This is a genomic window from Ectothiorhodospira haloalkaliphila ATCC 51935 (genome assembly GCF_000633935.1).
In the GTDB taxonomy this organism is placed as follows: Bacteria; Pseudomonadota; Gammaproteobacteria; order Ectothiorhodospirales; family Ectothiorhodospiraceae; genus Ectothiorhodospira; species Ectothiorhodospira haloalkaliphila.
On record NZ_KK214998.1, the window covers coordinates 1,065,037 to 1,087,154 of the forward strand.

22 protein-coding genes are annotated in these 22,118 nt (G+C 64.4%); 12 read left to right on the forward strand and 10 right to left on the reverse strand.

The features are described from left to right. Positions 1-491: 491 nt before the first annotated feature. From ECTHA_RS0112800 to ECTHA_RS0112815, 4 genes are all read left to right on the forward strand, one after another. Positions 492-974, forward strand: coding sequence for an alpha/beta fold hydrolase (locus ECTHA_RS0112800; protein ID WP_029762649.1), 483 nt, complete (start codon positions 492-494; stop codon positions 972-974). After that, positions 974-1,555 (forward strand): tRNA 5-(aminomethyl)-2-thiouridylate-methyltransferase MnmM, encoded by a 582-nt coding sequence (mnmM, locus tag ECTHA_RS0112805; RefSeq protein WP_051582653.1) that lies wholly within the window; start codon positions 974-976, stop codon positions 1,553-1,555. The genes ECTHA_RS0112800 and mnmM overlap by 1 nt, the downstream gene beginning before the upstream one ends. Positions 1,556-1,675: 120 nt before the next feature. Beyond that, positions 1,676-2,962 (forward strand): Nramp family divalent metal transporter, encoded by a 1,287-nt coding sequence (locus ECTHA_RS0112810; protein ID WP_025282671.1) that lies wholly within the window; start codon positions 1,676-1,678, stop codon positions 2,960-2,962. A 56-nt stretch (positions 2,963-3,018) separates the two neighbouring features. Next, complete coding sequence (locus ECTHA_RS0112815) at positions 3,019-3,384, forward strand: acyl-CoA thioesterase (protein WP_025282672.1); 366 nt, start codon at positions 3,019-3,021, stop codon at positions 3,382-3,384. Between the two features lie 36 nt (positions 3,385-3,420). On the opposite strand, the gene ECTHA_RS0112820 is transcribed toward ECTHA_RS0112815, so the two are convergent. Genes ECTHA_RS0112820 through ECTHA_RS18310 form a run of 4 tightly spaced genes read right to left on the reverse strand, consistent with a single transcriptional unit; the run spans position 3,421 to position 7,108 of the window. Beyond that, a complete protein-coding gene (locus tag ECTHA_RS0112820; protein WP_025282673.1) occupies positions 3,421-4,347 on the reverse strand; it encodes a recombination-associated protein RdgC in 927 nt (308 codons plus the stop codon). Positions 4,348-4,407: 60 nt separating this feature from the next. Then, on the reverse strand, positions 4,408-5,124 hold the full coding sequence (locus ECTHA_RS0112825; protein ID WP_025282674.1) for a GAF domain-containing protein: 717 nt from the start codon (positions 5,122-5,124) through the stop codon (positions 4,408-4,410). A 9-nt stretch (positions 5,125-5,133) separates the two neighbouring features. Continuing rightward, entirely contained in the window at positions 5,134-5,832 is a 699-nt protein-coding gene (locus ECTHA_RS0112830; RefSeq protein ID WP_025282675.1) for a sensor histidine kinase, read from the reverse strand. A gap of 58 nt (positions 5,833-5,890) precedes the next feature. Beyond that, positions 5,891-7,108, reverse strand: a complete 1,218-nt coding sequence (locus tag ECTHA_RS18310) for a response regulator (protein ID WP_025282676.1) — start codon at positions 7,106-7,108, stop codon at positions 5,891-5,893. 181 nt (positions 7,109-7,289) lie between these two features. On the opposite strand from ECTHA_RS18310, the gene ECTHA_RS0112840 reads away from it, so the two are divergent. Next, on the forward strand, positions 7,290-7,766 hold the full coding sequence (locus ECTHA_RS0112840; RefSeq protein WP_025282677.1) for a NapC/NirT family cytochrome c: 477 nt from the start codon (positions 7,290-7,292) through the stop codon (positions 7,764-7,766). A 22-nt stretch (positions 7,767-7,788) separates the two neighbouring features. Here ECTHA_RS0112840 and ccmD read toward each other — a convergent pair whose 3' ends face one another. From ccmD to ECTHA_RS0112865, 5 genes are read right to left on the reverse strand one after another with little or no spacing between them, the layout of a single operon-like run. Further along, positions 7,789-7,956, reverse strand: coding sequence for a heme exporter protein CcmD (gene ccmD / locus ECTHA_RS0112845; RefSeq protein WP_025282678.1), 168 nt, complete (start codon positions 7,954-7,956; stop codon positions 7,789-7,791). After that, on the reverse strand, positions 7,953-8,702 hold the full coding sequence (locus ECTHA_RS0112850) for a heme ABC transporter permease (RefSeq protein ID WP_025282679.1): 750 nt from the start codon (positions 8,700-8,702) through the stop codon (positions 7,953-7,955). The genes ccmD and ECTHA_RS0112850 overlap by 4 nt, the downstream gene beginning before the upstream one ends. A gap of 13 nt (positions 8,703-8,715) precedes the next feature. Next, entirely contained in the window at positions 8,716-9,393 is a 678-nt protein-coding gene (gene ccmB, locus ECTHA_RS0112855) for a heme exporter protein CcmB (protein ID WP_029762651.1), read from the reverse strand. After that, complete coding sequence (gene ccmA / locus ECTHA_RS0112860; RefSeq protein WP_025282681.1) at positions 9,390-10,079, reverse strand: cytochrome c biogenesis heme-transporting ATPase CcmA; 690 nt, start codon at positions 10,077-10,079, stop codon at positions 9,390-9,392. Before ccmA ends, ccmB begins: the two co-directional genes overlap by 4 nt. Then, entirely contained in the window at positions 10,076-11,002 is a 927-nt protein-coding gene (locus ECTHA_RS0112865) for a chemotaxis protein (RefSeq protein ID WP_025282682.1), read from the reverse strand. The genes ccmA and ECTHA_RS0112865 overlap by 4 nt, the downstream gene beginning before the upstream one ends. A 349-nt stretch (positions 11,003-11,351) precedes the next feature. On the opposite strand from ECTHA_RS0112865, the gene ccmE reads away from it, so the two are divergent. The 6 genes from ccmE to ECTHA_RS0112895 all read left to right on the forward strand — a co-directional run bounded on the left by ccmE (position 11,352) and on the right by ECTHA_RS0112895 (position 17,581). After that, entirely contained in the window at positions 11,352-11,807 is a 456-nt protein-coding gene (gene ccmE / locus ECTHA_RS0112870) for a cytochrome c maturation protein CcmE (protein WP_025282683.1), read from the forward strand. A gap of 2 nt (positions 11,808-11,809) precedes the next feature. Beyond that, the gene (locus tag ECTHA_RS0112875) at positions 11,810-13,843 is read left to right on the forward strand and encodes a heme lyase CcmF/NrfE family subunit (protein WP_025282684.1); all 2,034 of its coding nucleotides are present in this window, start codon (positions 11,810-11,812) and stop codon (positions 13,841-13,843) included. Continuing rightward, entirely contained in the window at positions 13,840-14,379 is a 540-nt protein-coding gene (locus ECTHA_RS0112880) for a DsbE family thiol:disulfide interchange protein (protein ID WP_025282685.1), read from the forward strand. Before ECTHA_RS0112875 ends, ECTHA_RS0112880 begins: the two co-directional genes overlap by 4 nt. Continuing rightward, positions 14,376-14,852 carry a cytochrome c-type biogenesis protein gene (locus ECTHA_RS0112885; RefSeq protein ID WP_025282686.1) on the forward strand — a complete coding sequence of 159 codons (477 nt, stop codon included), beginning with the start codon at positions 14,376-14,378 and terminating at the stop codon, positions 14,850-14,852. The genes ECTHA_RS0112880 and ECTHA_RS0112885 overlap by 4 nt, the downstream gene beginning before the upstream one ends. After that, a complete protein-coding gene (ccmI, locus tag ECTHA_RS0112890; RefSeq protein WP_025282687.1) occupies positions 14,849-16,138 on the forward strand; it encodes a c-type cytochrome biogenesis protein CcmI in 1,290 nt (429 codons plus the stop codon). Before ECTHA_RS0112885 ends, ccmI begins: the two co-directional genes overlap by 4 nt. A gap of 216 nt (positions 16,139-16,354) precedes the next feature. Further along, a complete protein-coding gene (locus ECTHA_RS0112895; protein ID WP_025282688.1) occupies positions 16,355-17,581 on the forward strand; it encodes a Coenzyme F420 hydrogenase/dehydrogenase, beta subunit C-terminal domain in 1,227 nt (408 codons plus the stop codon). A gap of 3 nt (positions 17,582-17,584) precedes the next feature. Here the strand turns inward: ECTHA_RS0112895 and ECTHA_RS0112900 are convergent, their stop codons facing one another. Beyond that, entirely contained in the window at positions 17,585-18,499 is a 915-nt protein-coding gene (locus ECTHA_RS0112900; RefSeq protein ID WP_051582654.1) for a patatin-like phospholipase family protein, read from the reverse strand. Between the two features lie 104 nt (positions 18,500-18,603). On the opposite strand from ECTHA_RS0112900, the gene ECTHA_RS0112905 reads away from it, so the two are divergent. Beyond that, positions 18,604-21,996 (forward strand): mechanosensitive ion channel domain-containing protein, encoded by a 3,393-nt coding sequence (locus ECTHA_RS0112905; protein ID WP_026623795.1) that lies wholly within the window; start codon positions 18,604-18,606, stop codon positions 21,994-21,996. Positions 21,997-22,118: the final 122 nt, after the last annotated feature.

Consider the following 22,118-nt stretch of genomic DNA (forward strand, 5'->3'; position numbering starts at 1 on the left):
TTCTCCTCAAGTGATTTAAAACGACAAAACAGGGGTGGCCGCGATGACACCTATTGACGGTGTTCTTGTTCTTCTCCACGACATTCAATGATCGCGGCGACCGGGAATCGGGTGTTGCAAGACCAGCCTGAAGGTGGCGTTCAGCATCTGACACATCTCGCATTCAGATACCTTGACATTGCGCATTCCTTGGCCTGGTCACAACTTCGGAGCGGTGCATTTTCGCTGACAGAATGCTTCGGAGCAAGTCCGAGAGTTTCACATGGCCTTTTGCTGCACTGCCTCATAAAACTTCAACGACACTCTCCGGAATCACTCTTGATTCCTTTAATACTCAAGCGGGTCGTTGTTGCGGTAGCGTGCGCGCCAAAAAATGGGGAATTCTCATAAGAAACACGCTCATGCGGGACAAGGTGATGGCCTCGGCGGCACCCGGGTGATTAAAATGCGCGCACTCAAGGCGATAAACCCGCTTCCAGGGCACTCCCCCCATGCATCCAATCCGCATCCTCTTTCTCCACGGCTGGCAATCCAGCCCCGGGGGCCTCAAGCCCACACATCTGCTCAGTCACGGTCATGAGGTGATCAATCCTCCCCTGGACGATGATGACTTCCAGGCCGCCATGGACACCGCCCAGGCCACCCTTCACGCCCATCGCCCGCAGGTGATCGTGGGATCCTCCCGGGGCGGGGCCGTGGCCATGAACCTGCACACCGGGGACATCCCCCTGGTCCTGCTATGCCCCGCCTGGCGTCACTGGGGCCAGGCCAATCGCGTCAAACCGGGCACCCTGATCCTGCATGCCCGCGAGGACGAGACCATTCCCTTTGCCGACTCCCAGGAACTGCTGGCACGCAGCGGCCTGCCCGACCACTGCCTCATCGAGGTGGGGCGGGATCATCGCCTGGCCGACCCGGAGCCCCTGCAGGCCATGCTGGAGGCCTGCGAGCGCCAGGCACGGCTGTATCCGTGATGGCCGCCGGCGCCCAGGCCATCGACCGCCTGCCCTTGACCCGGCAGGCCCATCACACCCTGGAGGGCTGTCTTGCCGAGGGAGATCACGTGGTGGATGCCACCGCCGGCAACGGTCACGACACCCTGTTCCTGGCGCGCCAGGTGGGCGCCACGGGGCACGTGTGGGCGTTCGATATCCAGGCCCAGGCCCTGCAGGCCACCCGGGCACGCCTGGAGGCAGAGGGCCTGGCATCACGGGTCACGCCGGTCCACTCCGGACATCAGCACCTGGCTCAATATCTGCCGGAAAACCTGCGTGGCAGGATCAAGGCCGTGATGTTCAACCTGGGCTATCTGCCCGGCGGCGACCATGGCATCGTCACCCATCCACGACATACCCTCGCGGCCCTTGAGACCGCGCTGGACTGGCTGCACCCCGACGGCATGATCAGTCTGATGATGTACCGGGGCCACCCCGGCGGGCAGGAAGAACACGCCGCCATCGAGGCCTGGTTGCGGGAACGCCGGGATATCGTCTGCGACAGGACCCGGGAGCGCCCCTTCCCTTCTCCCGTGCTGAAGTGCCTCAAACGGGCCTGATGGATCTCTATCCGGGCACACCGGCATGGCATCCGGCGCATCAGGCTTCGTATAATCCGCGCCCATGTTGATTGTCGCTCCATACCACCGCGCCGGCCGGCCCGCCCCGGAGGCCGCCCCATGAAGAACACCCTCCGCCCGGGCTTGTTGCGCCACGCCATCGGCCCCGGCCTGCTCATGGCCGGGGCGGCCATCGGCGTGTCGCACCTGGTGCAATCCACCCGCGCCGGGGCCGAATACGGCCTGCTGTTGCTGCCGTTGGTGCTGCTGGCCTGCCTCCTCAAATACCCCTTTCTGGAATTCGGGCCCCGCTATGCGGCCGCCACCGGAGAGAACCTGCTGATCGGCTATCGTCGTCTGGGGCGCTGGGCCCTGGGGCTGTTCGCCCTGGTCACCCTGGGGACGATGTTCATCATCCAGGCGGTGGTGACCGTGGTGACGGCAGGGCTGTTCGGCATGGTGTTCGGTATGGACGCCTCGCCGGCCACCCTGTCGGCCTGGATCATGGGCGGCTGCCTGCTCCTGCTGGCCATCGGCAATTATCGGGGCGTGGATCTGGGCATGAAGGTGATCATGGGGGCCCTGACCATTTCCACCCTGGCCACCGTGGCGCTGGCCTTTGGCGAATCGCCGGACTGGTCCACCCTCTCGGGCATCGCCCAGGCCCCGCAGGTGTGGACCGCCGCCGGCGTGGCCTTCCTGCTGGCCCTGCTGGGCTGGATGCCCATCCCGCTGGATGTGGCCGTCTGGCACTCCCTATGGACGCTGGAACGCTCCCGGGAGACCGGCACCCGCCCCAGCCTGGGGCAGGCGCTCACGGACTTTCGCATCGGCTTCCTGGCCGCCACCCTGCTGGCCCTGGCCTTCCTGCTGCTGGGGGCCCTCACCCTGCATGGCACCGGGCAGGGGTTTGCCGATTCGGCCGTGGGCTTCTCGGCACAGTTGGTGGATCTGTACGCGGGTGCCCTGGGCGAATGGAGCCGCCCCCTCATCGCCGTGGCCGCCCTCACCACCATGTTCAGCACCACTCTGGCGGTGACGGATGCCTATCCGCGGGTGATCACGGCCCTGATTCGGGCGGCCCGGGCCGATGAGCGGGGGGTGGTGCTGGGCCCGCCGGAAGATCATCGCTGGCCCTATGTGCTTTCGCTGGTGGTGGTCCTCAGCGGCGCCCTCACCCTGATCTACCTGGCGGGCGAACGATTCACCACCTTTGTGGATCTGGCCACCACCATTTCCTTCCTGTCGGCCCCGGTACTGGCCTGGCTCACCCTGCGGGTGGTCACCGATGAACACATGCCTCCCGCTGCGCGACCGGGGCCCGTCCTCCTGGGCCTGGCCTGGGTGGGATTGATCTTCCTGATCAGTTTCTCCCTGGTCTGGGCCGGCTGGCGTATCCTGGGTTAACCGCATCAATCGGGGTCATCCCCCCTTTTCCCTCAAGATCAAGAAAGGAGTTCGCCTTGGACACGTTCAAGCTGGTCAGACCGGAACACCTGAACCACTACGGTTATCTGTTCGGGGGATTTCTGCTCAAGTGGGTGGACGAAATCGCCTGGATTGCCGCCAGCCGGGACTATCCCGGCTGCCGCTTCGTGACGGTGGCCATGAACAGCGTGGAGTTCCACAAGGGCGTTCATCAGGGAACCGTGCTGCGTTTCAGCAGCCATGAACATCAACGGGGCAGGACTTCCGTGCAATACGCGGTGAGTGCCTTTGCGGATGACCTGGAGAGCGGCCGGGAAGAGCCGATCTTTTCCACCTGCGTCACCTTTGTGCATCTGGATGGCGAGGGGAACAAGACACCCCTGCCCGAGGGCACGGACTGACGGGCGTGGCTTCCCGGCCTCGCCCCCCTCATCCCATTACCAGGGCACGGCTTCGGAAGACACCGGCTGGGGCAGTTCGAAGACCGTCTCCAGCCGCTGGATCAGCCCACGCATTTCGTGACCCAGCAGGGTGAACTCCGCATCCATGCGGGCCAGGGCGTCCTCCGCCTCGGCCACACCGCCCTCTTCGATCAGCTCATCGGCCATGCGCAGGCGCTTGATGGACAGATCATCCGCCAGCACGAAACTCAGGCGCTCGTTCCAGTCCAGGGCCAGTTGCACCACCTGCTTGCCCACTTCCAGGTGCTTGGCGATCTCCTCCCCTGCCAGGTCCTGCCCACGGCAACGGACCACCGACTGGGTGTCCTTGGGGTCACGCAGTTCGCAGGCATCCCCCAGCTCAAAGCCCTCGTCACCGTGGCCCTGTGACACCCAGCGGGTCATCAGGGAGGCGGGAGGATTGGCCGGCTGCGGCAGGGCCGCGGGCAGGCTGCCCAGGGACTCACGCAACAGGCTGACCAGGTCATCGGCCAGGCGTTCACTGGAGGCATCCACCACCAGCCAGCCGGCCACGGTATCCACGTAGGCCATCAGGCGGCGTGAGCGGGTGAAGGCCTGGGGGAGTAGTTCGGCGGTGATGGCTTCGCGCAACTGCTTGCGTTCGGCACGACCGACGCTGCGGGCCTCGCCGGCCTCGATCTCGGCCACCCGCTCTTCCAGCATCTCGGCCACGACCGAAGACGGCAGCAGCCGCTCCTGGCGCCGGGCGCAGATCAGCAGGCAACCGGCGGCACCGTGCACCAGGGCCGTTGTGTCGCTGCCCAGGGGCTCGGTCCAACCCATGGTGGACAGGGTCAGAGGGCCGCAGGGTTTGAAACGGTGATCGGCAAGCTTGTCTTCGAGTTCCGAGGCGGAAAGACCCAGGGGGTCCCCCAGGCGGAAGAGTCTGGCATTCTTGAACATGAAGTGACCGGTGGTGGGAAAGGCCCGGGATTATACCCGCCGTGACCTGATCTTGCTCAGTCAGGTCTTGCTCAGGGAATCATGGACCTGGGACAGGATCTCGGTAGCCACCATCAGCACATGATCCCGGGCAAAGCCCGCTTCGATCATCTCGTCGTAAAGGGTGTGGGCCATCAGGCGCGCCACCTTCTCGGGGTCATGGGTCATGCGCCCGGTGCGGCGTGCCTCGCGGGCCAGGGTGAGTTGCATGAAGTGGGTCTTGAGCAGACCCTGAAGCCGATGGATGTGGATGGCCTTGGATACCACCAGGGCCAGGATGCTGGCCATGCGCAGATCCAGGCCATCCAGTCGTTCCCGGTCAATGGGGCTGTCCACATTGATCACACCGACCACCTGGTCTTCCAGGATCACCGGCACCGAGACCACATCCACGGTACCGGACTCGCCGCGGCGGGCCAGGGGTGCATAGGGTGAATGATGCAGATCCTTGATCAGCAGCGGTTCCCCGGAACTGGCCACCCGCCCGGCAATGCCGTCTCCCAGGGGCTGGGCATGCTGTCTGGCCTCCTCCGTCAGACGTCCACAATGGGCCTCCACCCTGAGATGCGGCAGCTCCTCGCCATCGTTCCTGCTGACCAGCATGATGGAGCAGTGGTGGCAGGTCATGGCATGGGCCACCAACGTGCTGAGTTGATCCAGCCCTTCCTCGAGGGATTGGGTGGTCTCCACGAAGCGGGACAGTTCGGTGAGTCGTTCGGTAAAGGAGGCATCGTACATGGCAGGCTCTCAGGTCAGTACTTCCGGGAGACGCAGGGTGAAACAGCCACCCCCCAGGTTGCCCCGGTTGGATAACTCCACATAACCCCGTCGCGTTTCGTCCGCATGCATGTCGGCCACCAGGGCACAGAAGTAAAGCCCCAGCCCGGTGCGTCCCTGCGTGGGGTCGAAATCGCCCTGGTCCTCCAGCGACCGGCGCCCCAGCATGGATTCGGGGTAGCCGGCGCCGTTGTCGTCCACCTGAAGGACCAGCCACCCCCGTTCCTCACGGGCCCATATGGACAGCTTATCCTGAGTGTAGCGGATGGTATTGTTGATCACGTTTTCCAGCAGGCTGTTCACCAGGCCGCGATCCATCACCCAGATCAGATCCGGGTCACAATGGAGTTCGCAACGCACCTCACGGTGATCCATGAGGGGCTTGTTACTGAGCCAGTAATCCTCCAGCAGTTCCTGGATCATCACCGGGGCGAAACGGGGCGTGAAACCACCTGTGCTGTTTCGGTAGAGGGTCAGCAACTGGATCAGCGCATCATTGACACGGCGTGCCTCGTAGCGGAGTTGGGTGAGGCGGTCAGGATCGCACTGGATGGGGGCGCCTGAATGATCCTCCAACAGGGTGTCCAGTGAGTTGAGCACCATGTTGAGCGAGTTCTTCATGTCATGGATGCTGATGGCCAGCACCGCGCTGAAATCCAGTCGACTCACATCCTCACCCCGTTAGCTGCTTTCCATCATCCTAACCGTTTCACGGGGAACAAGACCATCAAAGGTCCTCCTGGCGCAGCATCTCTGCCCGTTCCACCTCCCCCAGATGGGACAGCCCCTGGATCAAGGCAGCCCGGACCAGGGCGGGTGGCTGCCCGCGGGAGAGCTGAACATCCAGGGTGTCCAGGATGGCCTCCTTGTCCAGTGCCAGTTCGTTGCAAACCAGCAGGTGCCCCACCAGCTCCCACCAGGGGAAATCTTCATGCCCCCGCAGTTCCGTGCGCATCTGTTTGAGGCAAGCTCCCGCCTCGCTGGACTCCCCATGCCTGGCCAGCGCATGAGCAAGCCAGACAGCGTCTGAGGGGTGACCGGCACCCTGAGACTGCCCCAGCTGCACGGCCTGTTTCCAGGAGGCCACAGCCTGCTCCCAATGCTGAAGTTCCATGGACAGACGCCCCAGTTGACGTTGACGCCCCAGGGATCTTCCCGAGCGCCGGATCGCCTCGATCAGAACCTTGAAGGCGTCTGCGGAGCGCCCCTGGCGTTCCAGGGAGCCAGCCAGTCGATCGTGGGCAGACATGAAGTGGGGTGTCACCTCCAGGGCCTTGCGATAACAGGCCTCCGCCCGGCCATCGTCACCGCGCATCTCTTGCGCCTGCCCCAGGGCCACATGGGCCCAGGCCACTTCCTGCTCCGCCAGGGCAGCGCGCGCTGCCGCTTCCATGCCGTCGGCGTCGTTTTCCTCGAGGGCCAGATCCGCCTGCAGACGCAACACATCGGCCCGCTGGCCGCGCCCCGTTGCCAGCATGTCCTGCAGCAGACTGCGGGCGCCGGAGAGATCCTTTTGCGAGAGCGCATCGGCCACTGGCCTCAAGGGCAGACGGCGGCGCAGCACCCGCTGCAGCCGGACGGCCAGCAGGTCCTTGGTGATGGGTTTGGCCAGATAGGCATCGGGCGCACTCTCCAGAGCGGCCATGACCATCTCCGGGGTGTTCTCGGCAGTGATCATCAGGAAGGCGGTGCCCACACCCACCCGCCCCTCGCGGCGGGCCGTTTCCAGCAACTGCTGCCCGTCCATGCCAGCGCCCAGGTTGTAGTCGCACAGAACGATGTCGTAGCGTTTGGCGCGCAACCGGCCCAGCGCATCCTCCGCATTGGCCGCCACATCCGGCTCCTGCCGCGCCCCCATGGAAAGCAGCATTCCCGATAGATTGGAGCGCATGGTATGGAAATCGTCGATGATCAGGACCGACAACCGCTCCAGCACATGATCCATTCGTGTTTTGCCTCCCGTGGCCAATGGGCACCTGATTCTGCCCGCATGGGGCGTTGGTGAAAAGACCCACCATACCGTCCCAAACGACAGCCGGGGCATTCTGCTACAGTCATTGAGGGAATCGTCTCGCGCGACTCCCCCGGTCTACAAACACGAACTTACCAACTTCAAGGAGTCCGTCATGGGCAGGTTCTGGGTCATCCTGATCGTCGTCATCGTTCTGGCGCTGCTGGTGGGTGGGGGTGTGGGCGGCCACCACGTGTCCAAGCAGAACGACTTCTGCATCGCCTGCCATGCCTATGAAAAGGTCTCCTGGGATCATGGTGACCATGCCTTCACCAACTGCCTGGATTGCCATACCAAGGGCCTGGTGACCGACAAGGTGCAGGGGGCCCGCAAGGTCTACCTGATGTTCACCGGTCAGAACAACCCCCACAACGACCCGCCGTCGCAACTCCACCCGCAGAAGACCAGCGACAACTGTGCCGCCTGCCACATGACCAGCGAAGTGGAAGCGAATGATCCGGCATTCTTCGCCCAGCACACGGGCATGATGGAAAACTTCGACACCTGCCAGAGCTGCCACGATTATTCGGGACACGACCCGGAGCTACAGGCCCTGCGCTTCGAGGCACCGCGGTTCGCACAGGAGGATTAGACGCGCCCGCCGGCAGCCCGGATCATGGCGGCGGGCTCTCCTGGAGCCTTGCCAGCCGGGCCAGCTGACGGCGCAACGCAATGCGCCGTCGGCGCAGCCAGATCATCTCCCCCACCAGCACCAGCAAGGCCGCCCCATAGGAGCCCCAGACGAACGGCCCGTGGCCGCCCATGGCGAGAAATTCCATCATGCCTTGCCCCCCATGCGTTCGAGCACCCACTTGGCGCGGCGTTCACGTTCCAGCAATTCCAGCCGCGCCCGCCAAAGCACCACCGCGATGGCATACATCCAGCAGGCGAAGGTCATGAGCATCAGCGCCACAAACATCACCGTTTCCATGGTGGGCGCACTGGTCACGGTGATGGAGGCCCCCTGGTGCAGGGTGTTCCACCACACCACAGAGAAGTAGATGATGGGCACGTTCACCACCCCCGCCAGGGCCAGCACGGCACTGGCATTGGCCGCCCGCTGACGATCCTCGATGGCCCCATGCAGCGCCATGTAACCCAGATAGAGGAACAGCAGGATCAACTGGGAGGTCAGGCGTGCGTCCCACACCCAGTAGGTGCCCCAGGTGGGCTTGCCCCACAGGGCCCCTGTCCACAGGCAAAGAAACGCAAACAGGGCGCCCGTGGGGGCAATGGCCTTGGCCATCACCTCGGCGGTCTTCACCCGCCAGATCAGGCCGATGGCCGCATACACGGCCATGAGCACATAGAGGAACATGGACATCCAGGCCGCCGGCACATGGATGAACATGATGCGGTAGCTGTCCCCTTGCTGGTAATCCGGCGGGGCCACCACGAAGCCCACATACAGACCGGCGACACACAGTATCGCCGCCAGACCCCCAAACCAGGGAATCAATCGCCCCGACAGGTCATAGAAATTCGGTGGTGAAGAGAACTTGAACCACTGCACACGCGGTTGAGCCACGGCCTTCCTCCAGTCAGTCCAGCATGATGCGCAGCGCCGCGGCGATCGCCCAGGGCGCCAACAACAGGGTAAAGATCAGCAATGCGGCCAGCAGCGACAGGTGGGCATCGGGGCTCGACCCGTACATGACCGCATCCACGGCCCCTGCCCCCATGATCAGTGCCGGCACATACAGGGGCAGGATCAACAGCGAAATCAGCACGCCCCCGCCCCGCAGTCCCAGCGTGAGCCCCGCGCCGATGGCCCCCACCAGGCTGAGAATGGGCGTACCCAGCAGCAGGGCCATCATCAGCACAGCGATTTCGGTGCCATCCAGGTTGAGCTGCATGCCCAGCAAGGGCGATATCAGCACCAGGGGAAGGCCCGTGACCAGCCAGTGGGCAAGAATCTTCATCAACACCAGCAGTGGCAGGGGCTGCGGTGTGAGCAACAGCTGCTCAAGGGAGCCGTCGCGGAAGTCATCGGCAAACAGGCGCTCCAGGGAGAGCATGGTGGCCAGCAGGGCGGACACCCACAGCACCCCGGGTGCCATGCTGCGCAGCAACTGAGGATCGGGCCCCACCCCCAGCGGGAACAGGGACACCACCACCACGAAGAACCCCAGCACCACCAGTGCATCCTGGCGACGACGCATGGCCAGCAGCAGATCCCGTCTCAGCAGGGCCATCAAGGCCCGTAACAACGCGCTCATGCACCCGTCCCCAGGGTGAGTGTGCGCTGGGTGCCGCGCACAGGTACGGCCTGGTGGGTGGTGAGAATGATCATGCCCCGGGCGGCCAGATGGGCCTCCAGTGCCTGCCTGAGCACTTCGATCACCTGCACATCCAGGGCGGCAAAGGGTTCATCAAGAATCCACAGGGGCCGTCGCAGCAACAACAACCGGGCCAGGGCGACGCGCCGTTTCTGGCCTTGAGACAGCAGCTTCACCGGCAGGTCCGCATGTCCGCCCAGGCCCAGTTCCTCCAGCATGGAGAACACCACCTCAGGCGCCTGCGGGCAGCCGTGCAGCCGGCACTGGCTTTGGATGTTTTCCTCGGCGCTGAGTTCATCCTTGAGCGCATTGTGATGCCCCAGATAGGCCAGGTGCCCCCCAGGGCCGTCATCCAGGCGACGCACCGGCACACCGTTCCAGGTCATTTCCCCCTCCATGGGGCGGGTGAGCCCGCACAGCACCCGCAACAGGCTGGTCTTGCCGGCGCCGTTGCGGCCAGCCACCTGCAGGAGTTCCCCGGCCTCCAGCGAGAACGTCAGGCCATTGAAGAGCAGGCGCTCGCCGCGCTCCAGCACCAGGCCGTCCACCGCAAGGCAATGCGCCGGAAAGGGCTGCGGGATCGGGGCATCCAGCGCGCCGCCCGGCACGGCTGCAGCATCGCTCATGACCACTGCCCCAACTGCCGCATGCGCTCTCGCACGGCTTCGGCCAGATCGTCCGGATGGTATTTCTGCACGAACTTGTCCGCTCCGGTGCGACGCACCATGTCCACGTTGAAGACGCCGCTGATGGATGAATGCAACAGGATGTAGAGATCCTTGAGACGCTCGTCCTCGCGGACCCGCGTGGTGAGCTGATACCCGTCCACTTCCGGCATCTCGATATCCGACACCATCATGATGAATTCACGGGCCACATCCACACCCTCGGCCTGAAGGCGCTCGATCAGCTCGATGGCATGCTTGCCATCGGTCACCAGGGTGCACTGCACGCCCAGTTGTTCCAGGGCGGCGCGAATCTGATTACGGGCCACCGTGGAATCATCCACCACCAGCACCTTGCAGTCCTCGGCACGAAAGCCATCACTGAGATCTGCCGACACCTGAGTGCTGGCATGCACCACCTGATCCAGCACCTTCTCCACATCCAGGATCTCCACAATGCGATCATCCAGCAGGGTAATGGCGGTGACGAAGGCATTGCGACCCGTGGCCCGGGGCGGTGGCTGAACCTGCCCCCATTGGGTGTTCATGATGCGCTCCACGCGACGGATCAGGAAACCATGCACCGAGCGGTTGTACTCGGTAATGATGATGTAACCATCCTCCGGCGACTTGAGGGGCGGGCCGCCAATGGCGAGAGAGAGGTCCATCACCGGCATGGTGATGCCCCGCAGGGTAGCGATCCCCTTCACCAGCGGATGGGAACCCGCCAGATGGGACAGGGGCTGATAAGGGATGACCTCCTGAACCTTGAAGATATTGATGCCATAGAGTTGCTGGCCCTGGAGCTGGAACAGCAGCAACTCGAGTCGGCTGCCGGCCACCCGATTGGATTCCAGGGATGACCCCCAACGATCTTCAACCATGTCGACACTCCAGATGACCCACCTTCGTCCCATGGTACCAGTGCGCCCGGAAGGGCACACGCTCGCACCCGCCATCCATCCCGGGACTTCGTGCATCGTTTTCTGACCTGGATCATACTGATAAATCGCAACCATAGAACCTGAGGCCACCCAGGTTGTCTTGAATACGAATGAACAAAACAAATGCCCAGGCCGGACGGTGCAAATGGGGGCACCAACCCGCTTGCGACCCCGTCTGTGATGGTGCTATGAATGGCCAGCGCCGCCCCGGGCGGCCAGGCGCACGGATGGAAGTGCCTCAAGGAAAGACCATGATCATTGGGTGGAAACACCCTGGCAGGAGAATGCAATGACGCCTCGACAGAAGAGACGAATGGCTGGCGTGGCGCTCGTCGTGCTGGCGGTTTCCACCGCCTCGGCCCTGGCCCTGAGCGCCTTCCGCGAGAACCTGATGTACTTCTATGGGCCCTCCCAGATCGCCCAGGGTGAAGCACCGGGCGAGCGCATCATCCGCCTGGGCGGACTGGTGGAGGAAGGATCCATCCAGCACAACGATACCGACCTGACCGTGCAGTTCAGCATCACCGACACAGCCCACAGCATCCCCGTGGAGTACGTGGGCCTGCTGCCTGACCTGTTCCGTGAAGGTCAGGGTGTGGTGACCCACGGTCGCCTGGGCAGCGACGGCATCTTCCGCGCCGAGCGGGTGCTGGCGCGACACGATGAGAACTATATGGCCCCCGAGGTGGCCGCAGCACTGAAGGCCGCGGGATATGAGGAACACCCCGGCGAGAAGGCGTACTGACCATGATCGCGGAAATCGGTCAGCTCGCCCTCATCCTTGCCCTCCTGATGGCCGCCGTGCAGGGCATCATCCCCCTGATCGGCGCCCATCGGGGCACGCCCGCCTGGATGGCCACCGCTCACACGGCCGTGGGCGGTCAGTTCCTTTTCCTGGCGATCGCCTACATTGCGCTCACCTACGCCTTCATCACCCATGATTTCTCGGTGGCCTACGTGGCCAACCACTCCAACTCCGAGCTGCCGTTGATGTATCGCATCTCCGGGGTCTGGGGCGGCCACGAAGGGTCATTGCTGCTCTGGGCGCTGATGCTATGTGGCTGGTCGCTGGCCGTGTCCTGGCTCAGCAAGGGGTTGCCCACGGACATGGCGGCGCGCACCGTGGCCGTGATGGGCCTGGTGAGTGTGGGCATCCTCTCGTTCACCCTGTTTACCTCCAACCCCTTCGAAACCCTCTTCCCGGTACCGGCCGACGGGCGCGATCTCAATCCACTGCTGCAGGATCCGGGTCTGGTGATCCATCCCCCCATGCTGTACATGGGCTACGTGGGGCTGGCCGTGCCCTTTGCCATTGCCATCGCCGCCCTTATCGGCGGGCGACTGGATGCCGCCTGGGCCCGCTGGACGCGGCCCTGGGCCACCGTGGCCTGGGCTTTCCTGGGGGCCGGCATTGCCCTGGGCAGCTGGTGGGCCTACTACACCCTGGGCTGGGGCGGCTGGTGGTTCTGGGACCCGGTGGAAAATGCCTCCCTCATGCCCTGGCTGGCTGCCACGGCATTGATTCACTCCCTGATCGTCACGGAAAAGCGAGGGGCGTTCCGCACCTGGACGGTGCTGCTGGCCATCATGGCCTTCTGCCTGAGCCTGCTGGGCACCTTCCTGGTTCGCTCCGGCGTGCTGGTTTCCGTGCATGCTTTTGCCACTGACCCTGCTCGAGGCGTGTACATCCTCGCGCTTTTGCTGGTGGTCACCGGGGTCTCGTTCGCCCTGTATGCCTGGCGTGCCCCCAACGTGCACAGCCATGCCGAATTCAAGCCCGTGTCCCGGGAGGGAGGGCTGCTGGCCAACAACGTCATCTGGATGGTGGCCCTGGCCGCCGTCCTGTTGGGCACCCTGTATCCCCTGCTGCTGGACGCCCTGAACATGGGCAAGATCTCCGTGGGACCGCCTTACTTCAACGCGGTGTTCGCGCCGCTGATGCTGCCCATGATCTTCCTGGTGGGCCTGGGGCCACTGCTGCGCTGGAAGAGCGCTTCCGCCCGGGAGATCAGCCTGCGCTTCTGGCACACCTTGCTGGCGGCCCTGGCGGTGGGTGTGGTCTTCCCGCTGGCCATGATGGGCAGTACATCGCTGATGATCACCCTGGGCGTGGGCCTGGCGGTCTGGATCATCCTGGCGTCCGGGCGTGATCTTTACAGCCGGCTGCGCCAGCGCGGCACGCCGCTGACCACCCTGCGCAAGCTGCCTGCCAGCTACTGGGGCATGACCACCAGTCACGTGGGCTTTGCCATCCTGGTGATCGGCATCACCCTGCTCATGGCCTTCGAGCAGGAGCGTGATGTGCGCATGGGTCTGGGGCAGAGCCATGAACTGGGTGGTTATACCTACGAGTTGCGGGATGTCTACAACGTGGCCGGCCCCAACTGGGATGCCCTGGAGGCCCACGTGCATGTGACCCGCAACGGTGAACCGGTCACCGACCTGTATCCCCAGCGGCGGGTGTACCGGGTGCAGACCCAACCCATGGCCCAGGCGTCATACCAGTCCCGATTCACCCGTGACATCTTCGTGGCGCTGGGCGAGCCCATGTCCGGCAACACCTGGTCATTGCGGCTCTATCACAACCCCTTCCAGATGTGGCTCTGGATCGGGGCCACGTTGATCGTGCTGGGGGGCTTCGTGGCCGCCACTGACCGCCGCTACCGTGTGTTCTCCCGGCGGAGGGCCACTGAGCCGGCCTCGCAACGCATCGATAACGCTGGCGGGATCGCTGACCAGGATGCCGCACCCCGGCCTGCCCAACGGAGCCCCTCGGCATGAAAAGACTGATGTATCTGCTGCCCATGGGGCTGCTGCTCCTGCTGGGCCTGTTCCTGCTCATCGGCCTGGGGCTCAATCCGCGTCTGGTTCCCTCCCCCCTGGTGAACCAGCCGGCCCCAGGTTTCGAACTGCCGGCCCTGGAGGAACCCGAACGCATGGTGGGGTCGGCGGACTTCGAGGGCGAGGTGGTGTTGTTCAACATCTGGGCCAGCTGGTGCGTCTCCTGCCGTCACGAGCACCAATTGCTGGTGCGCATGGCCGACCGCTACGGCATCCCCATTTATGGACTCAACTACAAGGACGAACGCCGTGACGGCCTGGAGTATCTGCGGGCCTTCGGCAACCCCTACGTGTGGAACGCCCATGACCTGGAGGGTCGCGTCGGTATCGACTGGGGCGTGTACGGCACGCCGGAAACCTTTGTCATCGACGGCGAGGGCCGGATCCGTTACAAGCATGTGGGCCCACTCACCTGGGACAAGGTTCAGGATGACATCCTGCCCCTGGTGGAGCGCCTGCGGAGTGAAACCCTATGAAGGCATGGTGGCCCCTGATCCCGCTGCTGGCGCTGCTGGCCTTCTCCCCCGTGGCCTCTGCCGGTGGGGTCGACCCCACCGATTTCGATGAACCGGGGCTGGAGGAGCGCTACCGCGCCCTGCTCCATGAACTGCGCTGCACCGTCTGCCAGAATCAGTCTCTGGCGGACTCGGATGCCGGCCTGGCCCGGGATCTGCGTCGGGAGTTGCGCACCCAGCTCAACGCCGGCTCCAGCGACGACCAGATCATCGACTACATGGTGTCGAGATACGGTCAGTTCGTGCTCTACCGCCCTCCGTTCTCGCCCGCCACCTACCTGCTGTGGATCGGACCGTTCGTGCTCCTGGGGCTGGGCTTCGTGGTGCTGTATCTCACCTCCCGCGGCAGCCGTCAGGGCGCCCGGACCACCGGCGTGGACAGCGCCGCACGCGAGCGGGCCCGGCGCCTGCTGGGTGAAGGAAAAGACGTATGACCATTGGTTTCTGGATTGCAGCCGCGCTGCTGATGCTCACGGCCATCGTCATGGTGATGTGGCCCTTCCTGCGTGGTCGCACCGGGCCGGGCGTGGAAGCACGCGGCCTGAATCTCACCATTTACCGGCAGCGCATGGCCGAACTGGATCAGGAACTGGCCTCGGGGCTCATGAACCGGGAGCAGTACGAGGCTGCACGCCTGGAACTGGAAGACAACCTGATCACGGATGTTGAGGATGACTCTGAGACATCCTCGCCGCCGAGAGCGGCCTCCCCTCACCGTCAAGGAGGGTTGGTACTGCTGGCCACCGCCATCCTGGTGCCCATCCTGGCGCTGCTGATCCACTTCCAGCTGGACCATGGCGGCCCGGACCCACGCCAGACCATCGCCATGGGGCAGGCTCCCTCTGCCGGCGGGGGATCGGAGCAGGGCGCGAGCCAGCATGATCTTGAGGAAGTGGAACGCATGATCGGCCAGCTCAGGGCTCGCCTGGAGCAGGAGCCGGATGATGCCGAAGGCTGGGTGGTGCTGGCCCGCACCTACCGCTTTCTGGAACGGTTCGGCGACGCCGCCCAGGCCTACGAGCGGGCCCATGACCTCATCGGCGATGACCCGACCCTGAACGTGGACTATGCCGAAACCCTGGTGGTGGCCCAGGATGGCCGTGTCTCCACCCGGGCCGCCGGACTGCTGGACACGGCCCTGGAGCAACAGCCGGACAACCAGAATGCCCTCTGGCTGGCGGCCATCGGCGCCTTCCAGGCGGGTGACCTGAGCCGTTCTCAGGAGCATCTGCAACATCTTGAAACCCTGGTGGACCCTGACACTGGCTCGGCTCGTGCGGTGGAGGATGCACTCCGGGAGGTGAACGCGGCCATGCAGCAGGAGCAGGCCGACAGCGCCCGGACCCCGACTGCCCCGCAAGGCGATGCCAAGGTTCTGGAGGTCACCATCGAACTGGATGATGCCCTGGCCGAGCGGCTCTCCGGGGATGAACACGTGATGGTGTTCGCCCGCCCGGTGGATGGTCCCCGCATGCCCCTGGCGGTGGTCCGCACCGAGGCCCGCTTCCCGCTTCAGGTCACCCTGGAAGACGGCGGTGGCATGGGCATGGCCGCACAGAACGCCATGAGCGAGTACCAGTGGATCGAAGTGGTGGCCCGCGTCAGCGAAGGCGGCATGGCCGAGGCACGCAGCGGCGATCTGGAGGGGATCAGTGATCCGGTGGATCCGTCGGATCCGGAGGGCCGCGTGAATCTGCGCATAGACCGGGTGCTGCCGTAAGCATCCCGCCATCCTGGACGCCGCCCCCTCATCCCCACCCCCCAAGGGGGAGAAGGGGGCACAGAGCAGGTGGGACCTGGCTACCTGCAGCCTGAGCCCCTCTCCCCCCGTGGGGAGAGGGGTTGGGGTGAGGGGTGGGTGCTGGGATAAGCCCCATGAAATGCAGTAAGCTCACCCCCTCAAGTTACCGCCCGGCACCGATCAGGAGCCTGTTTCATGCCCCCGCAGCCCCCCACGCAGCAGAACACACCCACCGACAAGGCACTCCCCCACCGGGATCTGTGCACCGATTGCGGCATCACCCGCACCCACGATCCGCGCCGCTGCGGCCACGCCTGCCAGTTCATCCAGCCCCGTTACCCGCGAATGGAGGCCCAGGTCCACGGCCGTGCCCGGGACCCGGAGCGGGACGATGAGCTTTTTTTCGGCCCCTATCAGTCAATGCACCAGGCCGCGCTGCAACCGCCCCGGGAAGGCGCCCAATGGACGGGGATCACCACCCGCCTGGCCGAGCGCCTGCTGGAAACCCACCAGGTGGATGCCGTACTCACCATGCGGGCCGCCGACGATGATTTCTGGCGCCCCGAACCTGTGCTCGTCACCCGGGCCGAGGACATGGCCCGCTGTCGGGGCATGCGCATGGGCTATGCCCCGCTGCTGGCCCACCTGGAACCAGCGCTGGCTCAGGGATACAAGCGACTGGCGGTGATCGGCCTGCCCTGTCAGGTGTATCCCCTGCGTGTGCTGCAGCAGGAACTGGAGATCGAAGCACTCTACGTGATCGGCACACCCTGCTCCGACAACACCACCACCGAACGCTTCCACGATTTTTTGGCATTGCTGGCGGATCAACCCGAGACCGTCACCTACCTGGAGTTTCGCGCCGACTACCATGTGGAACTGCGCTTCACCGACGGGCGCGTGAAGACCATCCCCTTCCTCAAACTGCCCATCTCCAGGTTGCCCAAGGATTTCTTCCCACTGACCTGTCAAACCTGCGTGGACTACACCAACGTGCTGGCGGACATCACTGTCGGTTACATGGCTGGGCGAGGGGAGCAATGGCTGGTGGTGCGCAATGATCGCGGACGCGAGATGCTGGAACTCCTGGAGGATGAGGTGACCCTCAAGGCACCCACCAGTGCCGGCAAGCGTCAGGGGCCGGTGACCGGTTTCATGAAGAACACCGAGCGCGCCGCTGGCGGCCTGCCGCTGCGCAGCATGCCCGACTGGGCCAGGCCCATCGCTGCCTTTTTCATGCCCCGCATCGGCCCCCGCGGCCTGGAATTCGCCCGCGCCCGTGTGGAGATGAAGGCGGTGGAGACGGTCCTTCACCTGCGTCGCGCCATGCCCAAGCGCATGCACAACATGATACCGGATCATGTGTGGCGCCTGGTGGAACCTTATGGACTGGAGCCGAAAGAGGGGGAACGGGGACGTTAATCCCTACCCGCCAGAGCGGGCACCGGGCAGTGCTTCCCTGGCCAGTTTCCGCCCCAGGGCGATCACCGGCCCCGCCCGGTGAAACTCGTGGATCATGCAGACATTCTTGGGCACGCTGATCACCAGGTCCGGTCGGAAGACCGCCAGATGCTGCCGGGTGATGGCCGCCTGCATGGTATCCAGGGAGCGCATCAACACCTCGGACAGGGCCAGCCCTTCGGCGGCCGATGGACTGGTGTCGTTGCCGAAGGACTCCACATAGCCACGCATCCGCTGTAACAGCCCATTCTTGTTCTGGGTCGCCCCCCGACCATCGGATTCCGGTTCAGACTCGGGGGCTGGACCGTTCACGTCCACCACAATGGTCAGGTCCGTCAGCGTGCGCAGCGTGGGCGCCACCGGCACCGGATTGAGCAGCCCCCCATCCACCAGCGTGCGTCCCCGGTAGCGATGTGGCGTGAAGACCGCCGGGATGGCAATGGAGGCGCGGATGGCATCGAACAGGGAACCATCGCTCATCCATACCTCCCGGCCCCGATCGATGTCCACGGCCACGGCCGTGTAGCTGATGGGCAGGTGCTCGATATCACTCTCCCCCACCAGCTCCTTGAGCTTCTTCATCAGCTTGTCGCCGCGGATGATCCCGCCCCCGGAAAAACTCCAGTCCAGCAGACCCAGCACATCCGACTGCTCCAGACCCGTGACCCATTCCGCGTAGGTATCCAGCTCCCCCAGGGCATAAATCCCCCCGACCAGCGCCCCCATGGAACTGCCGGCGATGGCACGGATCTCATAGCCCTGAGCCTCCAGCTCCTGGATCACACCAATATGCGCCAGCCCGCGGGCTCCGCCAGAGCCCAGCACCAGGGAAACCGTGCGAGCGTTGGACGAAATGGGCAAGGAGTCTGCTGCATTCATGCTGGATGGCACCGTCGAATTGTATAATCACAAGATAATTTAAACGGCGGCATTACGGATACCCCGGTAGCACAATGCCACTCTTGCCCTCCTCCCGGAATACCATGTCCCGCATCCTGCTCAGCCTGCTGATCCTGTGTCTGACACTGCCGTTATCATTCCCGCTGCATGCCCAGGAGCATGGTCCAGCCCCCATGGCGCAGATCTCCCAGGCAGAACTGGAGGCACTGCTGGGCGAGATGGAAGCAGGCAGAGACCGACTGCTCCCCCTGATCGATGCCATTGACACCGGTCCAGCCGAAGACTGGCTGGAGCAAAGCCCCGAACAACACCTGAGCCAGCGGGCCGGGGACACGAGCCTTGCGAGCACGGAACAGGCACTCTGGCAAACTGCATTGGAGCGAGAGCAGTCCGCGGCGGATCGCGTGCGTGGTGCCCTGGATCGGGCCACCACGGCGCGGGCCACGCCAGAGCGACTGAGTGACTTCATGGATCGGATTCAGCAGACGGTGGCCCCCCTGCAACCCGTCGAAGACGAGTGGACCATCAACGAAATCGATCAGGAACTGACCACCCTTGAGCGGCGTCGCCAGCAGGCCGCCCTGGAACTTGACCAGAAACGGCTCACCCTGAGTCGCCTGGAGGAGCAGTCTCGCAACCAGGCCGAAACCCTGGAGCGCCTGGGTCGCGAACGCCAGGGGGCCATCGACCAGGTTCAGGCCGTCAATGATGTGGACATGCCCCAGGCACGGGAAGCCGCTTCCGAGGCACTGATCCGTCAGGCGGATGCCCGCATCATCGCCGCCCAGCTGGACGCCCAGACATTGCTTCCGCGCATGGAAACCCTGGCCCTGGAGGTCCGCGCCCTGGAACTGGAGTCCCGCTGGCTGGCCCTGCGGGCCACCCAGATGCAACGGGCACTGAATGAGCGTTCCACGGAGGAACTGCGCAGCCTGCGCGGCGATCTGCAGCGGCTGTTGAACCAGGAGCCGGATGCCCGCACACGCTTTGCCGATGAGATTCAGGCACTGAATGCCCGTTTCGAGCAGATCGCCCGCACCCAGAGTCGCATCCGGGAACTACAGGCCGACCGCGAACGCTACACGCGCCTGGAGCAGGACCTGACCCAGACGCTGCTCAATGTGCGTGAACGCCTGGAGGTCAGCGGCCTCAACGAGGCCCTGGGTGGACTGTTTCTGGAGGAACAGCGACGGCTGCGAGACCTGGACGAGGTACGATTCACCCTGGCCACCATCGAACGGGAACTGTCTCAGGCACGGCTGCGCAGCATCAGCCTGCGGGAACAGGCCTCGCGCCTGCCCACCCGCCCGGTCATCAGCACCGTCGACGACCCGGCTCAAGCGGAGATGACCCGCATCCAGCAGCAGACCCTGGCCGCGCATCTGCAGTCAGAGGAGGTCCTGGCGGATCAATTGCGCCATGCGGACCTGCGGGCTCGATCGGTGGTGGCGCTGGTGGACGAACTGCAACAGATCCTCAGGGAAACCCTGCTTTGGTGGCCCAGCCACCTGCCGGTGAGCCTGGACTGGGCCATGGGGACCCCAACCGCTGTCACCAGCCTGGCGGACCCGGCCTCATGGCGGGAAATCCGCTGGGCACTCAGGGAGGTGACCATCGGCAGCCCGATTGCCATGCCGCTCACGCTGATGGTGGTGGGCCTGCTCTTCGCCTGGGGCCGCGGCACGCCGGCCCACCTCCAGGCACTGGCGGAAAAGACCCGCCACCGCTTCACTGATCACATCAAGCTCACCCTGCAGGCCCTGTGGTGGAGCCTGGTACGGGTGATCCCCATCCCGCTGCTGCTCATGATCACCGCGCTGCGCCTGGAATGGATGCCGGAGATGGAATTCGGCGTGGAGGTATTGGCCGCCATGCTCTTCAGTGCCTCCATCTGGTGGCTGGCGGGGCACCTGGTCCTGCTGTTCACCTCAGCCCATGGCGTGGCCCGCGCCCATTTCGGCTGGAACGAGCTGACCCTTCAGCGCCTGCGACGCCATCTCACCTGGTTCCTCCCGGCCCAGTTGGGCCTGATCCTGTTCCTGGCCCTCACCTTCGCCCATCCCAGTGAACTGGTGTTCGATATCTTCGGACGCCTGGGCCTGCTGGCCGCCGTCATCATCACCGGCCTGCTGGGCTGGAACCTGCTGGCACCGCCCCCCGAGGACACCCCCTTCCCCCTGAAGGAACGCCGCCGACGCCTGCTGCGCATGACCCTGGCGGCGGTCACCCTGACGCTGGCGGGCCTCACCCTGGCCGGTTACCTGCTGACCGTGGGGGAGCTGATGGCGCGCATCATTGACACCGCCATCGTGCTGGGTGTCGTGTGGCTGGCCTACAGCCTGGCCGCCCGGGCGCTGATCCTCAGCGAAACCCGCCTCCTCCTGCGTCGCATGCGCGAGCAGCGGGCCAAGGCGGCGGCCGTGGAGAGCAGCAGCACCGTGGGTGCCGAGGGGGGCGTGGAAATCCCCGAGCGCCACCTGAGCCTGGAGGACGTGAACCAGCAGACCCGGACCCTGCTGCGCACCACCGCCGGAGCGGGCGTGATCCTGGCCCTGTTCTGGGCCTGGTCAGACGTACTGCCGGCACTGACCTGGCTGGATGGAATCACCCTCTGGTCACGCACCATCGTGGTGGGCGATGCCGAGATCCTCAGCCGGGTGAGTCTGCAGGATTTCCTGCTGGCAATCTTCCTGGGCATCGTCTTCACCCTGGCGGCCCGCAACCTGCCCGGCCTGGTGGAGATCCTGCTGGCCCGCAGCACCACGCTGGATGCCGCCGATCGTTATACCACCACCATGCTGCTGCGCTATGTGCTGGCCGTGGTTGCGGTGATCATCGTCTTCTCCCTGCTGGGCCTGCGCTGGAGTGAACTGCAGTGGATGGTGGCGGCCCTCACCCTGGGCCTGGGCTTCGGCCTGCAGGAGGTGGTGGCCAATTTCGTCTCGGGTCTGATCGTGCTGCTGGAACGCCCCATCCGCGTCGGCGACACCATTACCATCGGCGAATACAGCGGCACCGTGGCCCGCATCCGCACCCGCGCCACCACCATCGTGGATTGGGACAATCGGGAGATCGTTGTTCCCAACAAGAACTTCATCACCGAGCGCCTGATCAACTGGACCCTGTCCGACACCACCACCCGCCTGGTGATCCCGGTGGGTGTCAGCTACGACTCGGATGTGGACAAGGTGCGGGAGATCCTGCTGGAAGTGGCCCGCGAAAACCCCCAGGTGCTGGACGAACCGGAACCCACCGTGTTCTTCCTCAAGTTTGGCGACAGCGCCCTGACCTTCGAATTACGGGTGTATGTCTGTCAGTTACGTGAACGGCTGGTCACCATCAGTGAACTGCACACCACCATCATCAAGCGTTTCCGTCAGGAGGGCATTGAAATTGCTTATCCTCAGATGGATCTGCATATCCGGGACATGGCCCCCCTTGCGGCCACCGGCGCCAACCTTCAGGGAGGCCAATAACGCCCCAAAATGGCGCAAATACGCACTATAACGGTGCATATGGCTCAATTCCTTGCTCTTTTGGCGACAAACACTGGAACAATGAAAAGTTAAGCTTTAATCTCCCAAGCCCGCCGGTTGAT